An 18,820-nucleotide genomic window follows, 5' to 3' on the forward strand; every position below is an offset into this window, starting at 1 on the left:
AGCCCCGCAGCCCGGTCAGAAGCGCGGGAACTTCATCAGCGTCATGGTGATGGACGGATCGATGGAGATGACAGAGGCCCGCCCACTGCGGGAAATCGGCCCGATCGACGGCGTGGCGGCGGCGCCGGCATCACCGTTCTGCATGTCGTACATCGCGGCGAAGCGGTCGAGCAGCTTGGCGACCTTGTCCGGCTTCTTCAGGTCGGCAATGTCCATCCGCTTTTCCAGCAGGGCCTTCTGCTTGTCGACGTCCAGAAGAGCCGTCTGTTCGGGCAGCCCCAATGCCGTGTAGACCACCTTGCGCAGGGCATTGTCGGCCATCACCTGATACCAGTTGCCGATGTTCGCCGAGCGCCTCTGGAAATAAAGGCCGAGGCGCACCGCCGGGTTGCTGTCCTCCGATTCGACCTCCAGCGTCACCGCGACGTAGCGGTCGACGATGGCCTGGACGACGGCCGGGTTCTTCAGGTTCTCGCCCTTGTTCTCGGCGAATCCCAGGACCTTCGCCATCTCGCGGAACTTGGTGTCGCTCATCCGGTTGGCGGTGGAGAACTGGTCGCTGACACCTTCCTCCAGCACCTTGCGGATCAGCCCGCGCGACTTCGCCTGACTGCCGAGATCGAAGGCATCGAGGACGAAGCGATAGAGCTTGTCGTCCTTCATGAAGTCTTCGGTGCTGGTGATCTTGCCGATGTTGTCCTGGAAGTAGGTGATGGCGCGCTGCACCGCCGGACGGCTGCGGATCGCCTGTTCGTAGCGGTCATGGTTCTTGTTGACCACCCGCAGATCGACGAGCGTCGTCATGCCTCGACCTCGCCGGTCTTGCCGTCGCTTTCGCGCGGAATGGCGGGATTGTCGTCCGCCGCATCGGTCTCGGAGCCGTAGCCGGCGGGGATGCGCATGATGACCTCCCCTGTCGCGGTGTCGAGCACCTCGGTGTAGAGCCGGGAGCTTCCCGGCGCGAGGGTGACGCGGTAGGGCCGGGAGGCGTGCCGCTTCGCCTCGGTTTCCGCGCCATCGGTTTTCGCGGTGCGCTCCACCACCTCGGCCGGCTTGGTCGTTTCGGCCTGGGCGGCGCGGAGACGGTCGGCCTGGCGCTGGCGCGCCTCGGCGATGATGTCGGCGCTGGCGGTGGACCGCTCGCCGGACGGGCCGGCCACGCCGGTGACGGGGGTGGGCATGGCGTCAACCTCCCGGATGGTGGCCCGGATGGTGGCCGGCTTGAGTGCCGATGCCGCCCGCCTGGATGGACGGCGCCGGCGTGGAGGGAGCCACCGGGAGAAGCGTGCCCTCATACTCCATCACCGGACGCAGGGCGGACAGCGCCTTGTAATAGTCGCGCTCGCCGATGTGGCCCATGGCGCGGGCGATGCGGTCCTGCATGTCGGGGCGGACGAAGGTGGTGTAGAGCTGAGCCATCATCTCGGCCGCAGCACCACTGCCGTTGGCGGCCACCTCGGGATCGAGCAGCATGCTCTGGATCAGGAAATAGGCGCGGCGCACCGGGGTCACCGCATCCTCCTCCTGAAGGATGTCGCTGCCCCGGATGATCTGGGCAAAGTTGGAGATCGTCAGGGTGTAGCGGCGGTTCTCGTTCTGCACGACGCAGCCGTTGATCACCACCCGCTCGCACGGCTTCAGGCGCAGCTTAAGTGCCATAGGACAATTCCTCCGTCGCCAGTTCCCGCGCGGGCTGCGCCGACCCCTGGGCCGCCCCTTGCAGCCCCTGCATCACCGAGCGGTTGATGTGGAGCAGCAGGTCGATGCCGCCCTCGCCGCGCAGGACGCGCTGGGTGTTGCGGTTCACCGCGAAGGACAGAGAGACCAGACCGGCGCGCAAGGCCTCCGGCAAGGCGTTGCCGTCCTCCAGCAGGTCGGCGCGCAGGGTGTTCCACAGCTCCAGGTTCCGCCACAGCGCGTCCTTCAACGCGGCGGAGCGCCAGTCGGCGCTGCGGTTGTTCTCCAGCGCCAGGGTGATCCGCAGGAACACCCGGTACTCGATCTTTCGCGGATCGTCGCACTCGGCGATGGTCTGGTGGTAGGCGGCGATGCTCATGGGCGCACCCCTGCGGTGGGTTTTGGTCTTCTAACTCTTCGTGCGATTCACGTTTCGGACGATTCCGTCTGAAACGATCGCACTCGGGTGACGGACGCGGATGGCCGCCGGCGATGCCCGCTCCGGATTGCCGCAGACGGGATGAACGGGCATGGCCGACGGGGCGGCGTCATCGTCCAGGGGTTCGGACGATGACGCCGCCCGCGAGGGGACTTAGCGGAACAGCGACAGGATGTTCTGCGGACCCTGGTTGGCGATCGACAGGGCCTGGGTCGCGAGCTGCTGCTGGACCTGGAGGGCCTGCAGGCGGCTCGATTCCTCGTTCATGTCGGCATCGACCAGGGCGCCGATGCCCTTGTTCATCGAGTCCGTCAGCTTCGACACGAAGTCGTTCTGCACCGACACGCGGTTCTCGATGGAACCGATGACCGACGCCTTGCCGATGGCGTTGTCGAGCAGCTTGTTGATAACTTCGAGCGACTTCTTGGAGTTGTTGACCACGTCGACCTGGGTCAGGTCGGCGAGGCCGCCGAAGGCGTCGCTTTCCTTCGAGCCGACCCACAGACCCGACACCTGGGCGGTGAAGTTGCCGTCACCGTTCTTGTCCTGGTCGGTGAAGGCCAGATTGTCGCCGGTGAAGGCAACCTGGAAGTCACCGCCGGCGGCGGTCAGGGCGGCATTGATCGCCGTGGCGATGTTGCCCTGGGTGGTGGCGAGGTTGGTGTCGTAGATCTGCGACGACAGATCGACCGACACGTCGGTCTTGCTGCCGTCTTCCTTGGTGACGGTCAGGCTCACGGCGCCGAGGCCGAGATTCTGGCCGGCGATGAAGGTGTCGCCGGGGGCGCCGAACTTGATGTCGATCGACGCCTTCTTGGCGTTGGTCGAGTCGACCTGCTGTTCGATGGTGGCCTTGCCGACGATCGATTCGACGCGCATGTCCTGGCGCTGGAAATCGATGTAGCTGGGATCGACCGTGCCGTCGCTGCGGCTCAGCGACGCCAGGATGGAGACGTTGCGGTCCTTGGCGGTGCCGTCGTTGGAGTAGGTGACGCGCAGCAGGTTGTCGCCGTTGAACGAGGCGTCGGCGGCCGCGCCCTTGATCAGCTTGACCAGCTGGTCGACGTCGTTCTGGATCAGCGACTTGTCGACGCCGTTGGTCTGGCCGGCGATGACGCGCGCCTTCAGCGTCTGCAGGTTCTCGACGATGTTCTTGGCGGCCACCGACGCGGTGTTGGTGGTGCCGGAGCCGAGTTCCAGCGACTCCTTGACCGCCTTGAAGCCGGCGACGTCGGCCTTCATGGTGGTGGCGATCGACCAGTAGGCGGCGTTGTCCTTGGCGTTGTTGACCTTCAGACCGGTCGAGATGCGGTCCTGCGTGGTCGCCAGGTCACCGGTGACGTGACGCAGCGTCTGCAGGGCGGTCATTGCCGAGGCATTGGTCAGAATCGAGGCCATGGGTATCTCCATTCGCGAGATGCATGGCGCCTTTCTGACGCCGGGGCCGGTCGCGCCGGCCTTCCCGATCTTCATAAGCGGGGGCGCGAGCGGCGAATTCGAGGATGACCGGACCGGTTTAAGCCGGGGTAAAAAATCTGAAGCGTTCGGGAGGGGCGGTGTATTCGGCGGACGGGTGGCGGCAGATCGTCAGCGGGCGGTGACACGGGTGGCGGCGCGGGGCACCACCGGCGGGATGAAGGGCACGCGGGGGGCGGCCAGCGCGCCGGCGTTCGACCAGCGGTCCAGCATCAGCTTGGCGCGGTCGGGAGCGACATGGTCGGGCGGCGCCTCGAACTTGTAGCCGCGGCCATAGACCGTCTCGATGTAGCGGCCGCCACCGGTCGCCGTGTCGATCTTCTTGCGCAGCTTGCAGATATAGACGTCGATCACCTTGTCGAGCGGATCGGAGCCGGACAGGCCGTAGACCTCCTCGTAGATGTGCTCCTTCGACACCACGCGGCGGTGGTTGAGGGCCAGCACCGACAGGATCGCATGCTCCCGCTGGCTAAGGCGCAGGCGCTCGCCATCCACCTCCGGGTCGCGGCCATCGAGGAAGACGGTCAGGCGGCCGACCGTCACCGCATTGCTGGTCAGCCCGTAGGACCGGCGGCGGATCGCCTCCAGGCGGGCACGGATCTCGGTGCTGACCACCGGCTTCACCAGCACGTCGTCGGCCCCCGCCCGCAGGATGCCGGCGGTGGTGTTGGCGCAGCGCCGCTCGATGAGGCAGATGATCGCGGCGGTCACGTTGCGGGCACGCAGCATGGCGACGCAGGCCTCGGTATCGCCGACATCGCCGATGATGATCGCATCATGGGTGATGTCGGCGGAGCCATGCCCGCCCACCAGATCGCGCAGGCCATTCAGGTCCAGGCGGTCATGGTTAACCTTGCACAGGGCGAGTTGCTTGCCGATGGCATCGGCGATCAGATCGGCTGGCTCAATCAGCAAAGCCTGCATTGGATTCTCCATTGTCGAGCAAGCGCAGATAAAGCATTGATTTTTACGCAATTGCGTCCATGTCACATGCTTATCACAGCCTCAAAAGAACCTATCGAAAGGCGACGTGTCAACAGATTGGGGTACCCGGATAGACATAGGCACGACCCAGGTTTTACGAGGTTTTAATGGTTCCGTTCGATTAAAGACTGGATAAATTTTTATTCATGTGGGGTTTTACTTGGAAACTCCGCGTGAATTTCGAGTGATCGCCGGGAACAACCATTAATTCGTTTGCCATCTATGGTTAACGGCAGTGATGAGATTGAAAACCGGCGCTTACAAACATGAACGCTGGTTTAACCCTGATGTCCTACGGTCGCCACGCATCCGTGTTTGAGGAGGTTCCATGTCCGGAACGAAGGCGTCCGTCCTTGCGGCGGCCGTGGCCGCTTTTGGCCTGCTCGCCCTGGGAGGCTGCGCGCAACTGTCGCAGGCCCCCGACAGCGATTACCGCCAAGCCCTTGAAAAAGCGCTGACCGCCGGCCAATGCGACGGCGATGCGGTGCGCGACCTGTGGTCCGCCTATGGGCGATGGTACGGAGTCGCGGCCTCCATCGCCGGCCATCCGATGACGGACGAGGCCGCCGTCCTGCTGCGCCAGGGCGACCAGTTCCGCATTCTGAACTGCACGGAGGTGGCGCGTGCGTCCTACCAGACGCTGATCCGCCGTTTTCCGGCGGACAGATTTTCCCCGCTGCGCGACGCGGCCCAGGCGTCGCTGCGGACACTGCCGGCGCCACCTCCCGTTGCCGGTGGTCCGATCCCGGTCATGCCCAGCCAACCCAGGCCGCCCGCGGGGATTTGAGACCTGCGGAGATTTTCAGGATGGCACGGGCTGCCCGCCACGGCGCGGCCATCATGGTCCCGAAGGGGCGCTCCAATGGGGCGCTCCGACAGGACGGTTCGACGGAGCCCGGCAGATGCCCGGAAATGGCGAAGGCTGCCAACCCGTTCCGGTTGGCAGCCTTCAGAATGGTGGTCCCGACTGGGATTGAACCAGTGACCCCTACGATGTCAACGTAGTGCTCTCCCGCTGAGCTACGAGACCACGGGAACCCAAAAACTGTCGCTCCAGTCATGGAGCGGGCGAAGGGATTCGAACCCTCGACCCCAACCTTGGCAAGGTTGTGCTCTACCCCTGAGCTACGCCCGCAAAGTGGCGCGAGTGACGGGACTTGAACCCGCGGCCTCCGGCGTGACAGGCCGGCGCTCTAACCAACTGAGCTACACCCGCGCTGAGGAGCGGCGCCTTTTACAAGGCTTCACCCCGACAGACAAGACCTAAAACAAACCCAAACCTTCAGAAGTGGTGGAGCCAAGGAGGATCGAACTCCTGACCTCTACAATGCCATTGTAGCGCTCTCCCAGCTGAGCTATGGCCCCACTATACTTCTGCACCTCTTCACCAACACTTGGAGTGTTGGTGCGCTTGGAGGGACTCGAACCCCCACGGCCTTTCAGCCACTAGGACCTGAACCTAGCGCGTCTACCAATTCCGCCACAAGCGCTTTCCCCGCACCGCGTTGGGCGCCGCGGGGAGCGCTTATGTAGCGGGATGGATCGCGGCCCGCAAGCAGAGAATTCACCCTTCCCGAAAATTTTTCCCAAGCCCGTTCCGGCGGGCCAGAACCGCCAATCCAACCGCCGCCACCGTCATAATCGCAGCCCCCGCGGCAACCCCGGCACCGACGCGCCACGCCGTCCGGTTCACGTCGCCGAACAGCGTCGCCCCGCGCAGGATGGTCGCCGCCATCGGCTCCGGCCGGTCGGGATCGAGCAGGCGATCGTCGACCAGCCGGCACTCGGCCTCGCTCAGCGGCTCCGGCTCCAGCGGGCGGAGCGAACGGCCGTCGGGCCGCATCAGCCGGTCGACCGTGGCGGTCAGCGACCCGGTCGCCTCCTCCGTCCGCTCCACCTCCTCCACCGCGACGCCCAGATGCTCCGCCATCAGGCGGGTGCGAACGGAGCGGATGGCGCGGCAGACCTCCGGCCGCTCGCCGTCAGGGCATGCGCCGTCCGGGCTTTCAATGGCGAGGTCGCACTCGCTGTCCAGCCCCTGGGAGCGGTTGTTGATGTTGGACGACCCCACCCGCAGCAGCCGGTCGTCGACCACCAGCACCTTGGCGTGGACATAGATGCCCTGCCCGCCCGCGGTCACCGGCGCCAGGATGCGGAAGCGTCCCTGCGGATCGCGTTCGCGCAGGCGCTGGACCAGCAGCGAGCGGGCGCTGCCCATCGCCTCCTCCTCGACCCAGCCGGGGGTGCGCTCCGGGTTGACCACCACCACCTCGGGTCCATCCGGCTCCGCCAGGCGGGCGGCGATGGCACCGACGATGCGCTGGGAGGCGAAATACTGGCTTTCCAGATAGATGAACCGACGGGCGGCGGCGATGGCGGCCAGATACAGCGCCTCGATCTCGCGCACGCCGCGCTTGCCCGTCTTGTCACGCCCCTCATCATCGGCCATCGGATCCGTGCGGGCGATGGCGACGGGGATGTCGCGGAAGTCGGGCTCCAGATTCTCCGGCCAATAGGGCTCGACCGGCGGCGGCGGGATCAGTTCCTCGCCGGTCGCCCGGCGCCAGCGCTCCCGCGCCAAGTCGCCCAGCGCCCGCGCGGCGTCGCCGTCGACCGCCGTGGTCACGTCATGGAAGGGGCCGTAGGGCTGACCGTTCGGCCGCACCCGGCGGGGATCGCCGTCGCGATGGTCGGGGGTGTCCCAGCGGTCGGTGGTCATGTCGATGCCGCCGCAGAAGGCCAGCGCGTCGTCGATGATGGCGATCTTCTGGTGGTGGCAGGCGCCCGGCGGATGGGCGGAGTCCAGGCGGAAGCGCAGGCGCCGGCTGCTCATCCAGTCGAGCAGCACCAGCGGAGTCCGGCCGCGGAACGGCATCTTCAGGACCGACAAATCCCATTTCAGCACGTTGATCGTCAGATCCGGCCGCACCCGGACGATCCAGGACAGGAAATCGCCCAGCTCGTTGGGGACGTCCGGCATCGGGTCGTCGGGTTCGAGCTTGATCCGGGTGTCGAAATCCCAGCCGATCAGCATCACCGTATGGCGGGCATGGAGGATCGCCGCCTTGATCCGGGCGAAATAGGCGGCGGCGTCGATGATGACCGCCATACGGTCGGCCTTCTCAAGCCGCCAGCAGGTCCGGCCGGGCACCAGCACCGGGCCGGCCGGGGTCGGTATGAAGCCTCGTCGGGCAGTTCCCGGCGTCGCAGACATGTGGACCCTTCCTTCCGGCATCGCGGGGTCGGCAGCGGGACCGCTGCCGTGCCTTCGATGAACCCCGCGGGCCGGCGGACGGTTCCGCTTCCCGCCTCAGCTCGTCCGGAATCGCAGCTGCATGCGGTGCCGGTAGGTCTCGCCGGGATCGAGCCGCGCCGACGGGAAATGGCCGATGTTCGGGCTGCCGGGGAAGCGCTGGCATTCAAGCGCCAGACCGGCGAAGCGGCGATAGGGCTGCCCGCCCTTGCCGACGATCTTCTCGCTGAGATAGCCGCCGGTATAGACCTGAAGGCCGGGCTGGTCGGTCGCCAGCTCCATCCGCCGGCCGCTGCCGGGATGCTCCAGCACCGCCACCGGCCGCAGCTCCCCCGCCGGTCCCTCCAGGCACCAGTTGTGGTCGAAGCCGAAGCCGCCGACGGCGTCCAGCGCCTCGCTCAGCACCACCCCGCCGCGCAGGTCGAAGGGGGTGCCGTCCACTGGCCGCACCTCCCCCGTCGGGATCAGGTCGGCGCCGACCGGCGTGGTGAAACCGCCGCGCACCGTCAGCCGGTGGTCGCGCAGGTCGCCCGACGCATGCCCACCCAGGTTCCAATAGCTGTGATGGACGATGTTGACGATGGTCGCCCGGTCGGTCGTCGCCGTCATCCGGATGTCCAGCACCCCGTCCTCGCCCAGCTGGTAGCGGGTCGTCGCCGTCAGCGTCCCGGGATAGCCCTGGTCGCCGTCGGGCGAGACCAGGGTGAAGGTGACGGCATTCTCCGCCTCCTCCACCTGGGCGTCCCAAATCCGCCGGTCGAACCCGTCCGGCCCGCCATGCAGCTGGTTCGGCGGCTCGTTGACGGCCAGCCCGTAGCGCACGCCATCCAGCGAGAAGGCCGCCCCGCCGATGCGGTTGCCGTAGCGGCCGCAGGTGGCGCCGAAATAGGCGTCGCTCGCCAGGTAATCCGCCAGCCGGTCGAAGCCCAGCACCACGTCGGCCGAAACTCCATCCCGGCCGGGAACCAGCATCCGCACCAGCCGGGCGCCATGGGCGGTCAGCGTCGTCTCCAGCCCGCCGGCAGACAGGATGAAGCCCTCGACCGGCCGTCCTTCGTGCGTATCGAACAGAAATCTCTCGATGGGCATCACGCCTCCGCCGGTTCGCCGCCGCGGCCGGCCCAGACCACCAGCAGACCCTTCTGCAACAGGATGAAGACGAACAGCAGCACGCCGATGGCGATCTTGGTCCACCAGCTGCTCAAGCTGCCGTCGAAGGTGATGTAGGTCTGGATCAGCCCCTGGATCAGCACGCCGACGAAGGTGCCGACGACATAGCCGTAGCCGCCGGTCAGCTGCGTGCCGCCGATCACCACCGCGGTGATGGTGTCCAGTTCCACGCCCGTAGCCGCCAGCGAATAGCCGGCGCCGGTGTAGAGCGAGAAGACGATCCCGGCCAGCCCGGCCAGCAGCCCCGACAGCCCGTAGACCGCCACCGTCGTCCGCGCCACCGGCACGCCCATCAGCTCCGCCGACTGGCGGTTGCCGCCCAGCGCATAGAGGTTGGCGCCGAAGCGCGTCCAGTGCGCCAGCACCACCGCCGCCAGCACCACCCCCAGCATCAGCAGCGCCGGCAGGCTCAGCTTCAGCCCGAAGTCGAAGCGCAGCGCCATGTCGTTCAGCTCGCCATAGAGCGGGTGGTTGATCGGCACCGAATCGGTGGTCAGGACGAAGCCCAGGCCGCGGGCGATGAACATGCCGGCCAGCGTGACGATGAAGGGCGGCATCTGGAAGACATGGATCACCCCGCCCATCGCCGCGCCGAATCCGCCGGCGGCGATCAGCGCCACGGCGAAGGCGGGAATGGGGTGCCAGCCGCCCTGCTCGATCAGCACGGCCAACAGCACGGTGGTGAAGCCGATCACCGCACCCACCGACAGGTCGATCCCGCCGGACAGGATGACGAAGGTCATGCCGACCGCGGTGATGCCGAGAAAGGCGTTGTCGGTCAAAAGGTTGCCCACCACCCGCCAGGAGGCGAAGTTGGGGAACTGCGCGGCACAGATCAGGAAGCCCACCACCAGCACGGCGGTGGTGACGATCAGCGGAAGGAACCGCTGGAGTGCACCGGTCATGGTTTCGCCCCTCCGCTGGTCGGCGCCACCGGCGGCTTGACCGTCCCGATCGGCCGGGCGCCCTTGGGCCGCGGCAGCAACAGGGTCAGCGCCGGCGATTGCAGCAGCAGGACGACCAGCAGGACGCCCGCCTTGACGATCAGGTTGAATTCCGGCTTGAAGCCGCTCAGCAGGATGCCGGTGTTCATCGACTGGATGATCAGCGCCCCCACCACCGACAGCACCAGCCCGAAGCGCCCGCCAAGCAGCGAGGTGCCGCCGACCACCACCGCGAGGATGGCGTCCAGCTCCAGCCATAGCCCGGCATTGTTGGCGTCGGCGCCGCGGATGTCGGCGGTGACGATCAGCCCGGCCACAGCCGCGCACAGCCCGCACCAGACATAGACGGCGACCAGAACCACCGGCGTGTTGACGCCGGCCCCGGCGCTCGACAGCCGGTTGACGCCGACCGCCTCGATCATCAGCCCCAGCGCGGTCGCCCGCACCAGCAGCGCCGTGACCGCCAGCGCCACGATGGTCAGCACCACCGGCATCGGGACGGTCAGGAAGGATCCGCTGCCGATGAAGGCCAGCGCCGGGCTGGTGAAGGTGACGATCTGCCCCTCGGTCACCAGCTGGGCGATGCCGCGGCCGGCGACCATCAGGATCAGAGTGGCGATGATCGGCTGGATGCGCAGAACCGCCACCAGCAGCCCGTTCCACAGCCCGCACAGCAGGCCTGCCGCCAGCGACGCCGCCAGCACCGCCGGCAGGCTCCAGCCCGCCCCGGTCATGGTGGCGGCGATGGCGCCGGAGATCGCCATGACCGCACCCACCGACAGGTCGACACCGCGGGTGGCGATGACCATCGTCATGCCGATGGCGAGCAGCGCCACCGGGGCGCCGCGGTTCAGCACGTCGATCAGGCTGCCGAACAGCCGGCCGTCCTGAAGACGGATGGCGAAGAAATCGGGGAACAGCAGCCAGTTGGCCAGCAGAACGGCGATCAGCGCGCCATATTGCGGCAGGTTGCGCGACGGGCCGGGGGCGGACAGCGTCATTGCCGCACCTCCGCGCCCGATCCGGTGGCCGGCGTCTCCGACGCGATGGCGGCGACGATGCGCTCCACGCTGACCTCCCCTCCCCTCAGTTCCGCCACATGGCGGCGGTCGCGCAGCACGACGACGCGGCGGCTGTAGGCGACGATCTCCTCAAGCTCCGACGAGACCACCAGCAGCGCCATGCCGTCGGCGCACAGCCGCTCGATCAGGCGGATGATCTCGGCATGGGCGCCGACATCGATGCCCCGCGTCGGCTCGTCGAGGATCAGCAGCCGCGGTTCGGTCGCCAGCCAGCGCGCCAGCAGCGCCTTCTGCTGGTTGCCGCCCGACAGCAGCTGGATCGGCCGTTCGGCGTCCGGCGTGCGGATGTCGAGCAGGCGGATGAAGCGGTCGGCGATCTCCTCCTGGCGGCGGCGCGGGATCGGCTTCAGCCAGCCCTGCCGCGCCTGGAGCGCCAGAATGATGTTCTCGCGCACCGACAACTCGCCGACGATGCCCTCCTTCTTGCGATCCTCCGGGCAGAAGCCGAAACCGAGTTGCACGGCGTCGCGCGGCCCCTTCAGCCGCACCGCCTGCCCGTCCACCGCCGCCTCGCCCTTGTCGGCACGGTCCATGCCGAAGACCAGCCGCACGGTCTCGGTCCGGCCGGAGCCCAGCAATCCGGCAAGCGCCACCACCTCGCCGGGGCGGATGTCGAGGTCGAAGGGCTCGACGCTGCGCGCCTTGCCGAATCCCTTGAAACTGGCCAGCGGCGGACGGCTGTCCACCTCCGCCGGGCCGAGGTCGATGCGGTGCGCCGCCGCCTCCAGCTCCCGCCCCAGCATCATGGCGACGAGGTCGAGGCGCGGCAGGTCCGCCGTGCGCCGTTCGCCGACCAGCCGGCCGTTGCGCAGCACGGTGATGCTGTCGCAGACCTCATAGACCTGGTCGAGGAAATGGGTGACGAAGACGATGCCGATGCCGCGCGACCGCAGGGTCCGCATCACCCGGAACAGCACCGCCACCTCCTGCGCGTCGAGGCTGGCAGTCGGCTCGTCGAGGATCAGCACCTTGGCCGACATGTCGACCGCCCGGGCAATGGCGATGATCTGCTGGGTGGCGACCGAAAAGCGCCCGAGCGGCGCGGTCACGTCGATGGACAGCCCGTAGGGTTGCAGCACCGCCCGCGCCCGCCGCCGCATGGCACCGCGGTCGACCAGCCCCCAACGCATCGGCTGGCGCCCCAGGAACAAATTCTCCGCCACCGACAGGTTCGGCAGCAGGTTGACCTCCTGATAGACGGTACCGATGTGCAGGCGCTGCGCCTCCTCGACCCCGCGCGGCGCGATCTCCCGCCCTTCCAGCGCCACGGTGCCGCCGTCGCGCTGATAGACACCGGTCAGCGTCTTGATCAGCGTCGATTTGCCGGCGCCATTCTCGCCCAGCAGGGCATGGATTTCGCCATGGCGCAGGGTGAAGTCGACGCCGTCCAACGCCTGGACGCCGAGGAAGGCCTTGGACAACCCACGGATCGCCAGCAGCGGCCCCGAGGAAGATGCGGAAGGGGGAGCGGTGGATGCCGTCATGGCGGACCTCGCCGGATGCGCAACAAAACATGTGAGGCCGCGGGAGGGGTGCTCCCGCAGCCATGGACCTCAACCCCGATCAGTAGGCGTCCTTGCGGCGCTCGTACTCGGCCTTGGCGGTGTCCGGCGTGAACAGCTTCGATTCCGTCTGGATCCACTTCGGCGGCGCCTTGCCATCCTTCTTGAAGGCGATCAGCGCGTCATAGGCCGGACCGGCCATGTTCGGCGTCAGCTCGACCGTGGCGTTCGCCTCGCCCTCGGCCATCGCCTTGAAGATGTCCGGCACGCCGTCGATCGAGACAACCAGGATGTCCTTGCCCGGCTTCAGGCCGGCTTCCTTGATCGCCTGGATGGCGCCGACGGCCATATCGTCATTGTGGGCGTAGACGGCGCAGATCCCCTTGCCGCCATTCTCGGCCTTGATGAAGCTCTCCATCACCTCCTTGCCCTTGGCACGGGTGAAGTCACCGGACTGGGTGCGGATGATCTTCATCCCCGGATTCTTGGCGACGATCTCGTCGAAGCCCTTCTTGCGGTTGATGGCGGGCGACGAGCCGACGGTGCCCTGCAGCTCGACCACGGCGCACTTGCCGCCGGTCTGCTTGGCCAGCCACTCGCCGGCCACCCGGCCCTCATGCACGGTGTCGGAGGTGACGGCGGTCATGTAGAGGCTCTGGTCCTTGGTCTCGATCTGGCGGTCGAGCAGAACCACCGGAATCTTGGCCTCCTTGGCCTCCTTCAGCACCGAGTCCCAGCCGGTCGCCACCACCGGCGCGATGAAGATCGCATCGACGCCTTGGGCGACGAACGAGCGCACCGCCTTGATCTGGTTCTCCTGCTTCTGCTGGGCGTCGGAGATCTTCAGGTCGATGCCGCGCTTGTCGGCTTCGGCCTTGGCGGTCTTGGTCTCAGCCGCGCGCCAGCCCGATTCGGAGCCGATCTGCGAGAAGCCGACGACCAGCTTCTTGTCGGCGGCCTGGACGCCGCCCAGTCCGATGAACAGCGCCGCAGCGGCGGTGGCGGCGGAGATCACCCATTTCCTGGACATCCGATTCACTCCCTAGAGGATTTATGGCGAGGTTTTATTGCGGTGATTGGAGGAGGGGCAGGCGACGGGACGGGGCGCGGAAAGATCGTGATCGCAGCCCGGTCCGAATTTGTTCGTCACGCCTACTTTAAGTACGTAGAACCATAACTGTCCAATACGATTCTCGACCGATGCGATCCCGAAAAGGATATATCCAGCCGAAGATCTCACCTGGAATTGGATAAAAAAATGGCCGGGCGGCAAACGCAGCCCGGCCGTCAGGAGACCCCGCTTCGCTCTGAAGCGGGGCCGACGCACCCGAGGGAGAGCGCGCCGGGACGCGACCGCCGCGGTGGGATGGACAAGATCGCCGCGGCGGCGCGAAGCCGAAGGAGAAGAAAAAGGCCAGGACGTCAGTTGGCCCTTTTTCAGAGCCCGAGGCTCTTAACCCGAGGTTTCGAGCCCGGGCTATTAGAATGCGAGATCGGTGCGGATGATGAAGATGTCGCCCTTGTCGCTGTTTGCGGCGACGTCGGAGCTGAGCTTGAAGTGGTTGTATTCGGGCGCGACGCTGAAGCCGGGTGCGACGACATACTTGGCGCCGACGGTGAACAGCTCGAACTTGCTGCGGCCGCGGACGGTGAGGTCGCCGGCATCCTTGGCGTTCAGGTAGCCGACACCGAGCGTGGTGGCGCCGAAGGTGTACTGGGCGCCGGCGGTCCAGACGTCCTGCTTCTCGCGGCTGACGATGGTGGCGCTGGACTTGGCATAGCCGCTGTCGCCCGACCAGGCATAGCTGCCTCCGATCTTGAAGCCGGCATAGGCCAGCGTCAGGCCGGCATGGGTCGAGGACAGATCGTCGAAGCTCGCCGCCGGGGTGGTGGTGGAGTTCTTGGCCTGGCCGCCGAGATAGAACAGGCTGCCGTTGACCGCCACGCCGCCCAGCGTGTTGGTGTAGGTGCCGCCGACTTCATAGACGTCGCGGTAGGCGCCGGTGCGGTTGGCGGAGGCCAGCGCCAGCTTGGAGCGGTTGATGTCGGTGTTGCTGCTGTCCGAGGAGGGCTGGTAGGAGGCGCCGAACTTGAAGCCGGCGAATTCCGGGGTCCAGTAGGTGGCGCGGGTGGCGCTGTTGCCGGAGATCAGCGCGCGGATGTTGCCGATGGTGACCGGCGCGTTGGCGGCGCTGTTGCCGAGCCAGGACGGGAAGGAGCCGTCGACGCCGCCGGTGCCCCAGTCGGACGGGGCGATCACGCCGCTGTCGTCGCTGGGGCCGTTCTCGACACCCAGATGCACAGTGCCGAAGCTGCCGTTGACGAACATGAAGGCGCGGTCATTGGTGACGGTGCGGACGTTGCCCGTGCCGTTCTCCGCCAGCAGGCGGATGCGGGCGCCGTATTCCAGCCCGTTGTCGGCCTTGGCCTTCGGCGTCACCAGCAAGCGCAGGCGGTTGCGGAACTCGGTGTTGCGCAGGCCGCTGTCACGGTCCTGGTTGACGTAGCCGCCCTCGAAATAGGCGTCGCCGCCAAGCGTGATGTCGAACTTCGACTGGGCCGAGGCCGAACCGGCCCCCATGACCAAGGCGAGAGAAAGGGTGGCTGCTCCAAGCAGCAGAGCGGATCTCACCATCAGGATTTCCTCTTTTAACGTTGCTTGTTATTGCGTCCAAGGTGCCAAACCGGAGCGGTCCTGCGGCCATCCTCCCGGCGGTCGGCCAGGTGGGGACGGCGATCCTGCGTCAGCGCTCCCCTGACGCAGCGAGGCGGTGTTCACTCCTTGCCGAGGGTTCCGTCGACCCTGCGCCACAGCGCGAGCGGATTGCCGTCGCGCAGGGCTTCCGGCAGCAGCTCTGCGGGGATGTCCTGATAGCAGACCGGGCGGAGGAAGCGGCGGATCGCCAGCGTGCCGACCGAGGTGCTGCGCGGGTCCGACGTCGCCGGGAACGGACCGCCATGCACCATCGCGTGGCAGACCTCGACCCCCGTCGGCCAGCCATTCGCCAGGATGCGGCCGGCCTTGCGCTCCAGCGTCGGGATCAGACCCGCCACCGCCGCCTTGTCCTCGGCATCCATCTGCACCGTCGCCGTCAGCTGTCCTTCCAGACGCTCGGCAACCGCCGTCATCGCCGCCACGTCCGGGCAGCGGATCAGCAGCGACGCGGCGCCGAACACCTCCTCCTGCAACTCCGTATCAGCCAGGAAGGCCTCAGCCGTCGTGGTGAAGAAGGCCGCCTGCGCCTGGTTCGGCCCGCTGCAGGCCAGACCGCGGGCCAGCGTCTCCACCGCAGCGCTGTCGGCCAGCTTCGCCACGCCGCTGTCGAAGGCGGCATGGATGCCCGGCGTCAGCATGGTCGAGGCGGCGCTGCCACCCAGAGCCTCCACCGCCGCCGCGACGAAGCGGTCGAGGTCCGGACCCTCCACCGCCAGCAGGATGCCGGGGTTGGTGCAGAATTGGCCGGCGCCCATGGTCAGCGAGGCGACGAAGGCCTTGCCCAGCGCCTCGGCGCGCGACGCCAGCGCCGCCGGCATCAGGAAGACCGGGTTGATGCTGCTCATCTCGGCATAGACCGGGATCGGCTCCGGCCGCCTGGCCGCCACCCCCATCAGCGCCACCCCGCCGCCGCGCGAGCCGGTGAAGCCGACCGCCTTGATGCGCGGATCGGCGACCAGCGCCGTGCCGATGTCCCGGCCATTGCCGAACAGCAGCGAGAAGACGCCCTCGGGCAGGCCGCAGGAGGCGACCGCCGCCTGGACGGCGCGGCCGACCAGTTCCGAGGTGCCGGGGTGGGCGCCATGGCCCTTGACCACCACCGGGCAGCCGGCGGCGAAGGCCGACGCGGTGTCGCCGCCCGCCACCGAGAAGGCCAGCGGGAAGTTCGACGCGCCGAACACCGCGACCGGTCCCAGCGGGATGTGGCGCTGACGCAGGTCGGCGCGCGGCAGCGGCGCGCGCGCCGGCATGGCGGGATCGATGCGGGCCTCGAGCCAGCTGCCCTCGCGCACGACCTGGGCGAACAGGCGGAGCTGACCGACGGTGCGGCCGCGCTCGCCCTCCAGACGGGCGCGCGGCAGGCCGGTCTCGGCCATGGCGCGGGTGATGAGGTCGTCGCCGATGTCGAGGATGTTCTGGGCGACCGTCTCCAGGAAGGCGGCGCGTTGCTCCAGGCCGGTTTCGCGGAAGGCGTCGAAGGCGGCCCAGGCCAGCGCGCAGGCACGCTCGACCTCGGCGGCACCGCCGCCGCCGAACACGGGCTCCAGCGCCTCGCCCGTGGCGGGGTCAAAGCCGCGGAACTCGCTCTGGCTGCCGCGATGCGCCTGGGCGCCGATCAGCATCTCGCCGGTGATGGTCATGTACGGTGTCTCCTTGGCTCGATGGCCGCTCAGCGCGCCCAGCGCAGCACCAGCGGATCGAGCCGCTTGGCGGCGTCCAGCAGGCCTTCGCGGCTGATGGGGTGCGGGCTGGCCATCGGGTGGCGCATCGCGTCGGACTTGATGACGCCGCCCTCCTTCATCAGGATCTTGGCGGTGGCGATGCCGCACTGGCGGTTCTCGTGGTTGATCAGCGGCAGCCAGCGCCCATAGGCGGCCACCGCCGCCTCACGGTCGCCGGCCAGGTAGGGATCGACGATCTGGCGGATGCCGTCCGGATAGCCGCCGCCGGTCATGGCACCGGTGGCGCCGGCGTCGAGGTCGGCCAGCAGGGTGATCGCCTCCTCGCCGTCCCACGGCCCCTCGATGGCGTCGCCGCCCAGCTCGATCAGGGTGCGCAGCTTGGCCGCCGCCTGCGGCACCTCGATCTTGAAATAGGAGACGTTGGCGATCTCGCGCGCCATGCGGGCCAGCAGCGGGGCCGGCAGCGGCGTGCCGCTGACCGGCGCGTCCTGGATCATGATCGGAATGTCGATGGCGTCGGACACCCGCTGGAAAAACTCGACGATTCCCGCCTCCGGCACGCGGATGGTGGCGCCGTGATAGGGCGGCATCACCATGACCATCGCGGCCCCCAGATCCTGGGCGCGGCGGCTGCGGTCGGCGCAGGCGCGGGTGCTGAAATGGGTGGTGGTGACGATCACCGGCACCCGGCCGGCGACATGGGACAGCATCGTCTCCATCAGCACCGTGCGCTCGTCGTCGGTCAGCACGAACTGTTCGGAGAAGTTGGCGAGGATGCACAGGCCGGTGGAGCCGGCGTCGATCATGAAATCGACGCAGCGCTTCTGACCATCGAGGTCCAGTTCTCCCGATTCGGTGAAGATGGTGGGGACGACTGGGAAGACGCCACGATAGGGGCGGGCGCTGGACGACATGGCGGTAGGGTCCTTCCTCGAAATCTTAAGCGACAGTGGGCGCAACGGTTCAGGAGCGCAGGCTTCCGAACCCGCAGGGCGGAAGGCCGCGCACGCCCGGATCACACTCGAACAGCGATCCTGCCAGCGGCTCCTCATCCCGGCCATGCGCCGCGGTGGTGATGAACAGCCGGTCCAGGTCCGGACCGGCGAAAACGCAGGAGGTGACGCGGGACACCGGCAGCGCGACCGCGCGGTCCAGGGTCCCGTCGGGGCGGAACCGGCTGACGCGGGCACCGTCCCAATGGGCGATCCACAGGCCGCCCTCGGCATCGCAGGTCATGCCGTCGGGATAGCCGTCGGCCTCGGTGAAGCGGATATGGACACGCTTGCCCGACAGGCCGCCGTCGGCGCCGATGTCGAAGGCATAGACGGTCCGCGCCGCGCTGTCGGTGTGGTAGATCGTCCGGCCGTCCGGCGACAGCGCCGGGCCGTTGGCGACGGTGTAGCCGGTGTCGACCTGCGTGACCGAGCCGCCTCCCGCCCCATCGGCGTCGATGCGGTAGAAGCTGCCGGCCGGCGCCTCCTCCGCATCGTCCATGCTGCCGATCCACAGCCGGCCCAGGGCGTCGGCCTTGCCGTCGTTCAGGCGGTTGCCGAACCCGTCGGGCTCGATTCGGGCAATCTCCCCGGTGATCGTCACCTGACCAGGCTCCAGCCGCAGCCGGACCACCCGGCGCGAGCGCAGGCCGGCGATGAAGCCGTCGCCATCGGCGCTTTCCACCAGCCAGCAGGCGGCATCCTCCAGTTCCCACCCCGCCTGCGAACCGTCGGACAGGCCGCGGCGCAGGATGCGGGATCCCCGGATGTCGACGAAATAGACGGCATCCTGCCGCGGGGACCAGAGCGGACCTTCCCCCAGCAGCGCCCGGACCTGCCAGACGCAACGCGCTTCCTGCGCCATGCCGCTTTACTCCCCCATCGCCCCGATGGCCGCTCCCG

17 protein-coding genes and 5 tRNA genes are annotated in these 18,820 nt (G+C 67.8%); 1 reads left to right on the forward strand and 21 read right to left on the reverse strand.

The annotated features are described in order from the left end of the window. Positions 1–15: 15 nt before the first annotated feature. From E6C72_RS28285 to E6C72_RS28310, 6 genes are all read right to left on the reverse strand, one after another. Complete coding sequence (locus tag E6C72_RS28285) at positions 16–804, reverse strand: DUF1217 domain-containing protein (RefSeq protein ID WP_109444071.1); 789 nt, start codon at positions 802–804, stop codon at positions 16–18. Next, a complete protein-coding gene (locus E6C72_RS28290; RefSeq protein WP_109444070.1) occupies positions 801–1,181 on the reverse strand; it encodes a hypothetical protein in 381 nt (126 codons plus the stop codon). Before E6C72_RS28290 ends, E6C72_RS28285 begins: the two co-directional genes overlap by 4 nt. A gap of 4 nt (positions 1,182–1,185) precedes the next feature. Continuing rightward, positions 1,186–1,659, reverse strand: coding sequence for a flagellar biosynthesis repressor FlbT (locus E6C72_RS28295; protein WP_247876066.1), 474 nt, complete (start codon positions 1,657–1,659; stop codon positions 1,186–1,188). Next, the gene (locus E6C72_RS28300; RefSeq protein ID WP_109444069.1) at positions 1,649–2,056 is read right to left on the reverse strand and encodes a flagellar biosynthesis regulator FlaF; all 408 of its coding nucleotides are present in this window, start codon (positions 2,054–2,056) and stop codon (positions 1,649–1,651) included. Before E6C72_RS28300 ends, E6C72_RS28295 begins: the two co-directional genes overlap by 11 nt. 213 nt (positions 2,057–2,269) lie before the next feature. Next, positions 2,270–3,514 carry a flagellin gene (locus tag E6C72_RS32670; RefSeq protein ID WP_109444068.1) on the reverse strand — a complete coding sequence of 415 codons (1,245 nt, stop codon included), beginning with the start codon at positions 3,512–3,514 and terminating at the stop codon, positions 2,270–2,272. Positions 3,515–3,703: 189 nt separating this feature from the next. Next, positions 3,704–4,516, reverse strand: a complete 813-nt coding sequence (locus E6C72_RS28310) for a response regulator transcription factor (protein WP_109444067.1) — start codon at positions 4,514–4,516, stop codon at positions 3,704–3,706. A 388-nt stretch (positions 4,517–4,904) separates the two neighbouring features. On the opposite strand from E6C72_RS28310, the gene E6C72_RS28315 reads away from it, so the two are divergent. Further along, complete coding sequence (locus E6C72_RS28315; protein ID WP_109444066.1) at positions 4,905–5,363, forward strand: hypothetical protein; 459 nt, start codon at positions 4,905–4,907, stop codon at positions 5,361–5,363. 168 nt (positions 5,364–5,531) lie between these two features. On the opposite strand, the gene E6C72_RS28320 is transcribed toward E6C72_RS28315, so the two are convergent. From E6C72_RS28320 to E6C72_RS28390, 15 genes are all read right to left on the reverse strand, one after another. After that, positions 5,532–5,606: transfer RNA gene (locus E6C72_RS28320), tRNA-Val, on the reverse strand. A gap of 30 nt (positions 5,607–5,636) precedes the next feature. Next, positions 5,637–5,711 (reverse strand) — tRNA-Gly (locus E6C72_RS28325). A gap of 4 nt (positions 5,712–5,715) precedes the next feature. Then, positions 5,716–5,792: transfer RNA gene (locus E6C72_RS28330), tRNA-Asp, on the reverse strand. A 73-nt stretch (positions 5,793–5,865) separates the two neighbouring features. Continuing rightward, a tRNA-Ala gene (locus E6C72_RS28335) sits at positions 5,866–5,941 on the reverse strand. A gap of 38 nt (positions 5,942–5,979) precedes the next feature. Then, positions 5,980–6,066 (reverse strand) — tRNA-Leu (locus E6C72_RS28340). Between the two features lie 74 nt (positions 6,067–6,140). Further along, positions 6,141–7,790, reverse strand: coding sequence for a phospholipase D-like domain-containing protein (locus tag E6C72_RS28345; RefSeq protein ID WP_109865390.1), 1,650 nt, complete (start codon positions 7,788–7,790; stop codon positions 6,141–6,143). A 96-nt stretch (positions 7,791–7,886) separates the two neighbouring features. Then, complete coding sequence (locus tag E6C72_RS28350; protein WP_109865389.1) at positions 7,887–8,918, reverse strand: aldose epimerase family protein; 1,032 nt, start codon at positions 8,916–8,918, stop codon at positions 7,887–7,889. Beyond that, positions 8,918–9,904: a galactofuranose ABC transporter, permease protein YjfF gene (gene yjfF / locus E6C72_RS28355; RefSeq protein ID WP_109865388.1), complete on the reverse strand. Its 987-nt coding sequence runs from the start codon at positions 9,902–9,904 to the stop codon at positions 8,918–8,920. The genes E6C72_RS28350 and yjfF overlap by 1 nt, the downstream gene beginning before the upstream one ends. Continuing rightward, positions 9,901–10,944: an ABC transporter permease gene (locus E6C72_RS28360; protein WP_109865387.1), complete on the reverse strand. Its 1,044-nt coding sequence runs from the start codon at positions 10,942–10,944 to the stop codon at positions 9,901–9,903. Before E6C72_RS28360 ends, yjfF begins: the two co-directional genes overlap by 4 nt. Next, a complete protein-coding gene (ytfR, locus tag E6C72_RS28365; protein ID WP_109865386.1) occupies positions 10,941–12,509 on the reverse strand; it encodes a galactofuranose ABC transporter, ATP-binding protein YtfR in 1,569 nt (522 codons plus the stop codon). Before ytfR ends, E6C72_RS28360 begins: the two co-directional genes overlap by 4 nt. A gap of 79 nt (positions 12,510–12,588) precedes the next feature. After that, positions 12,589–13,557, reverse strand: a complete 969-nt coding sequence (gene ytfQ / locus E6C72_RS28370; protein ID WP_109865385.1) for a galactofuranose ABC transporter, galactofuranose-binding protein YtfQ — start codon at positions 13,555–13,557, stop codon at positions 12,589–12,591. A 450-nt stretch (positions 13,558–14,007) separates the two neighbouring features. Then, positions 14,008–15,162, reverse strand: a complete 1,155-nt coding sequence (locus tag E6C72_RS28375; protein ID WP_136700846.1) for a porin — start codon at positions 15,160–15,162, stop codon at positions 14,008–14,010. A 140-nt stretch (positions 15,163–15,302) separates the two neighbouring features. Further along, positions 15,303–16,883 (reverse strand): aldehyde dehydrogenase (NADP(+)), encoded by a 1,581-nt coding sequence (locus tag E6C72_RS28380; protein ID WP_136700866.1) that lies wholly within the window; start codon positions 16,881–16,883, stop codon positions 15,303–15,305. Between the two features lie 29 nt (positions 16,884–16,912). Next, positions 16,913–17,839 (reverse strand): dihydrodipicolinate synthase family protein, encoded by a 927-nt coding sequence (locus tag E6C72_RS28385; protein ID WP_109442906.1) that lies wholly within the window; start codon positions 17,837–17,839, stop codon positions 16,913–16,915. Positions 17,840–17,888: 49 nt separating this feature from the next. Then, on the reverse strand, positions 17,889–18,782 hold the full coding sequence (locus E6C72_RS28390) for an SMP-30/gluconolactonase/LRE family protein (protein ID WP_109442905.1): 894 nt from the start codon (positions 18,780–18,782) through the stop codon (positions 17,889–17,891). Positions 18,783–18,820: the final 38 nt, after the last annotated feature.

This window comes from Azospirillum sp. TSH100, from assembly GCF_004923295.1.
Classification (GTDB): domain Bacteria; phylum Pseudomonadota; class Alphaproteobacteria; order Azospirillales; family Azospirillaceae; genus Azospirillum.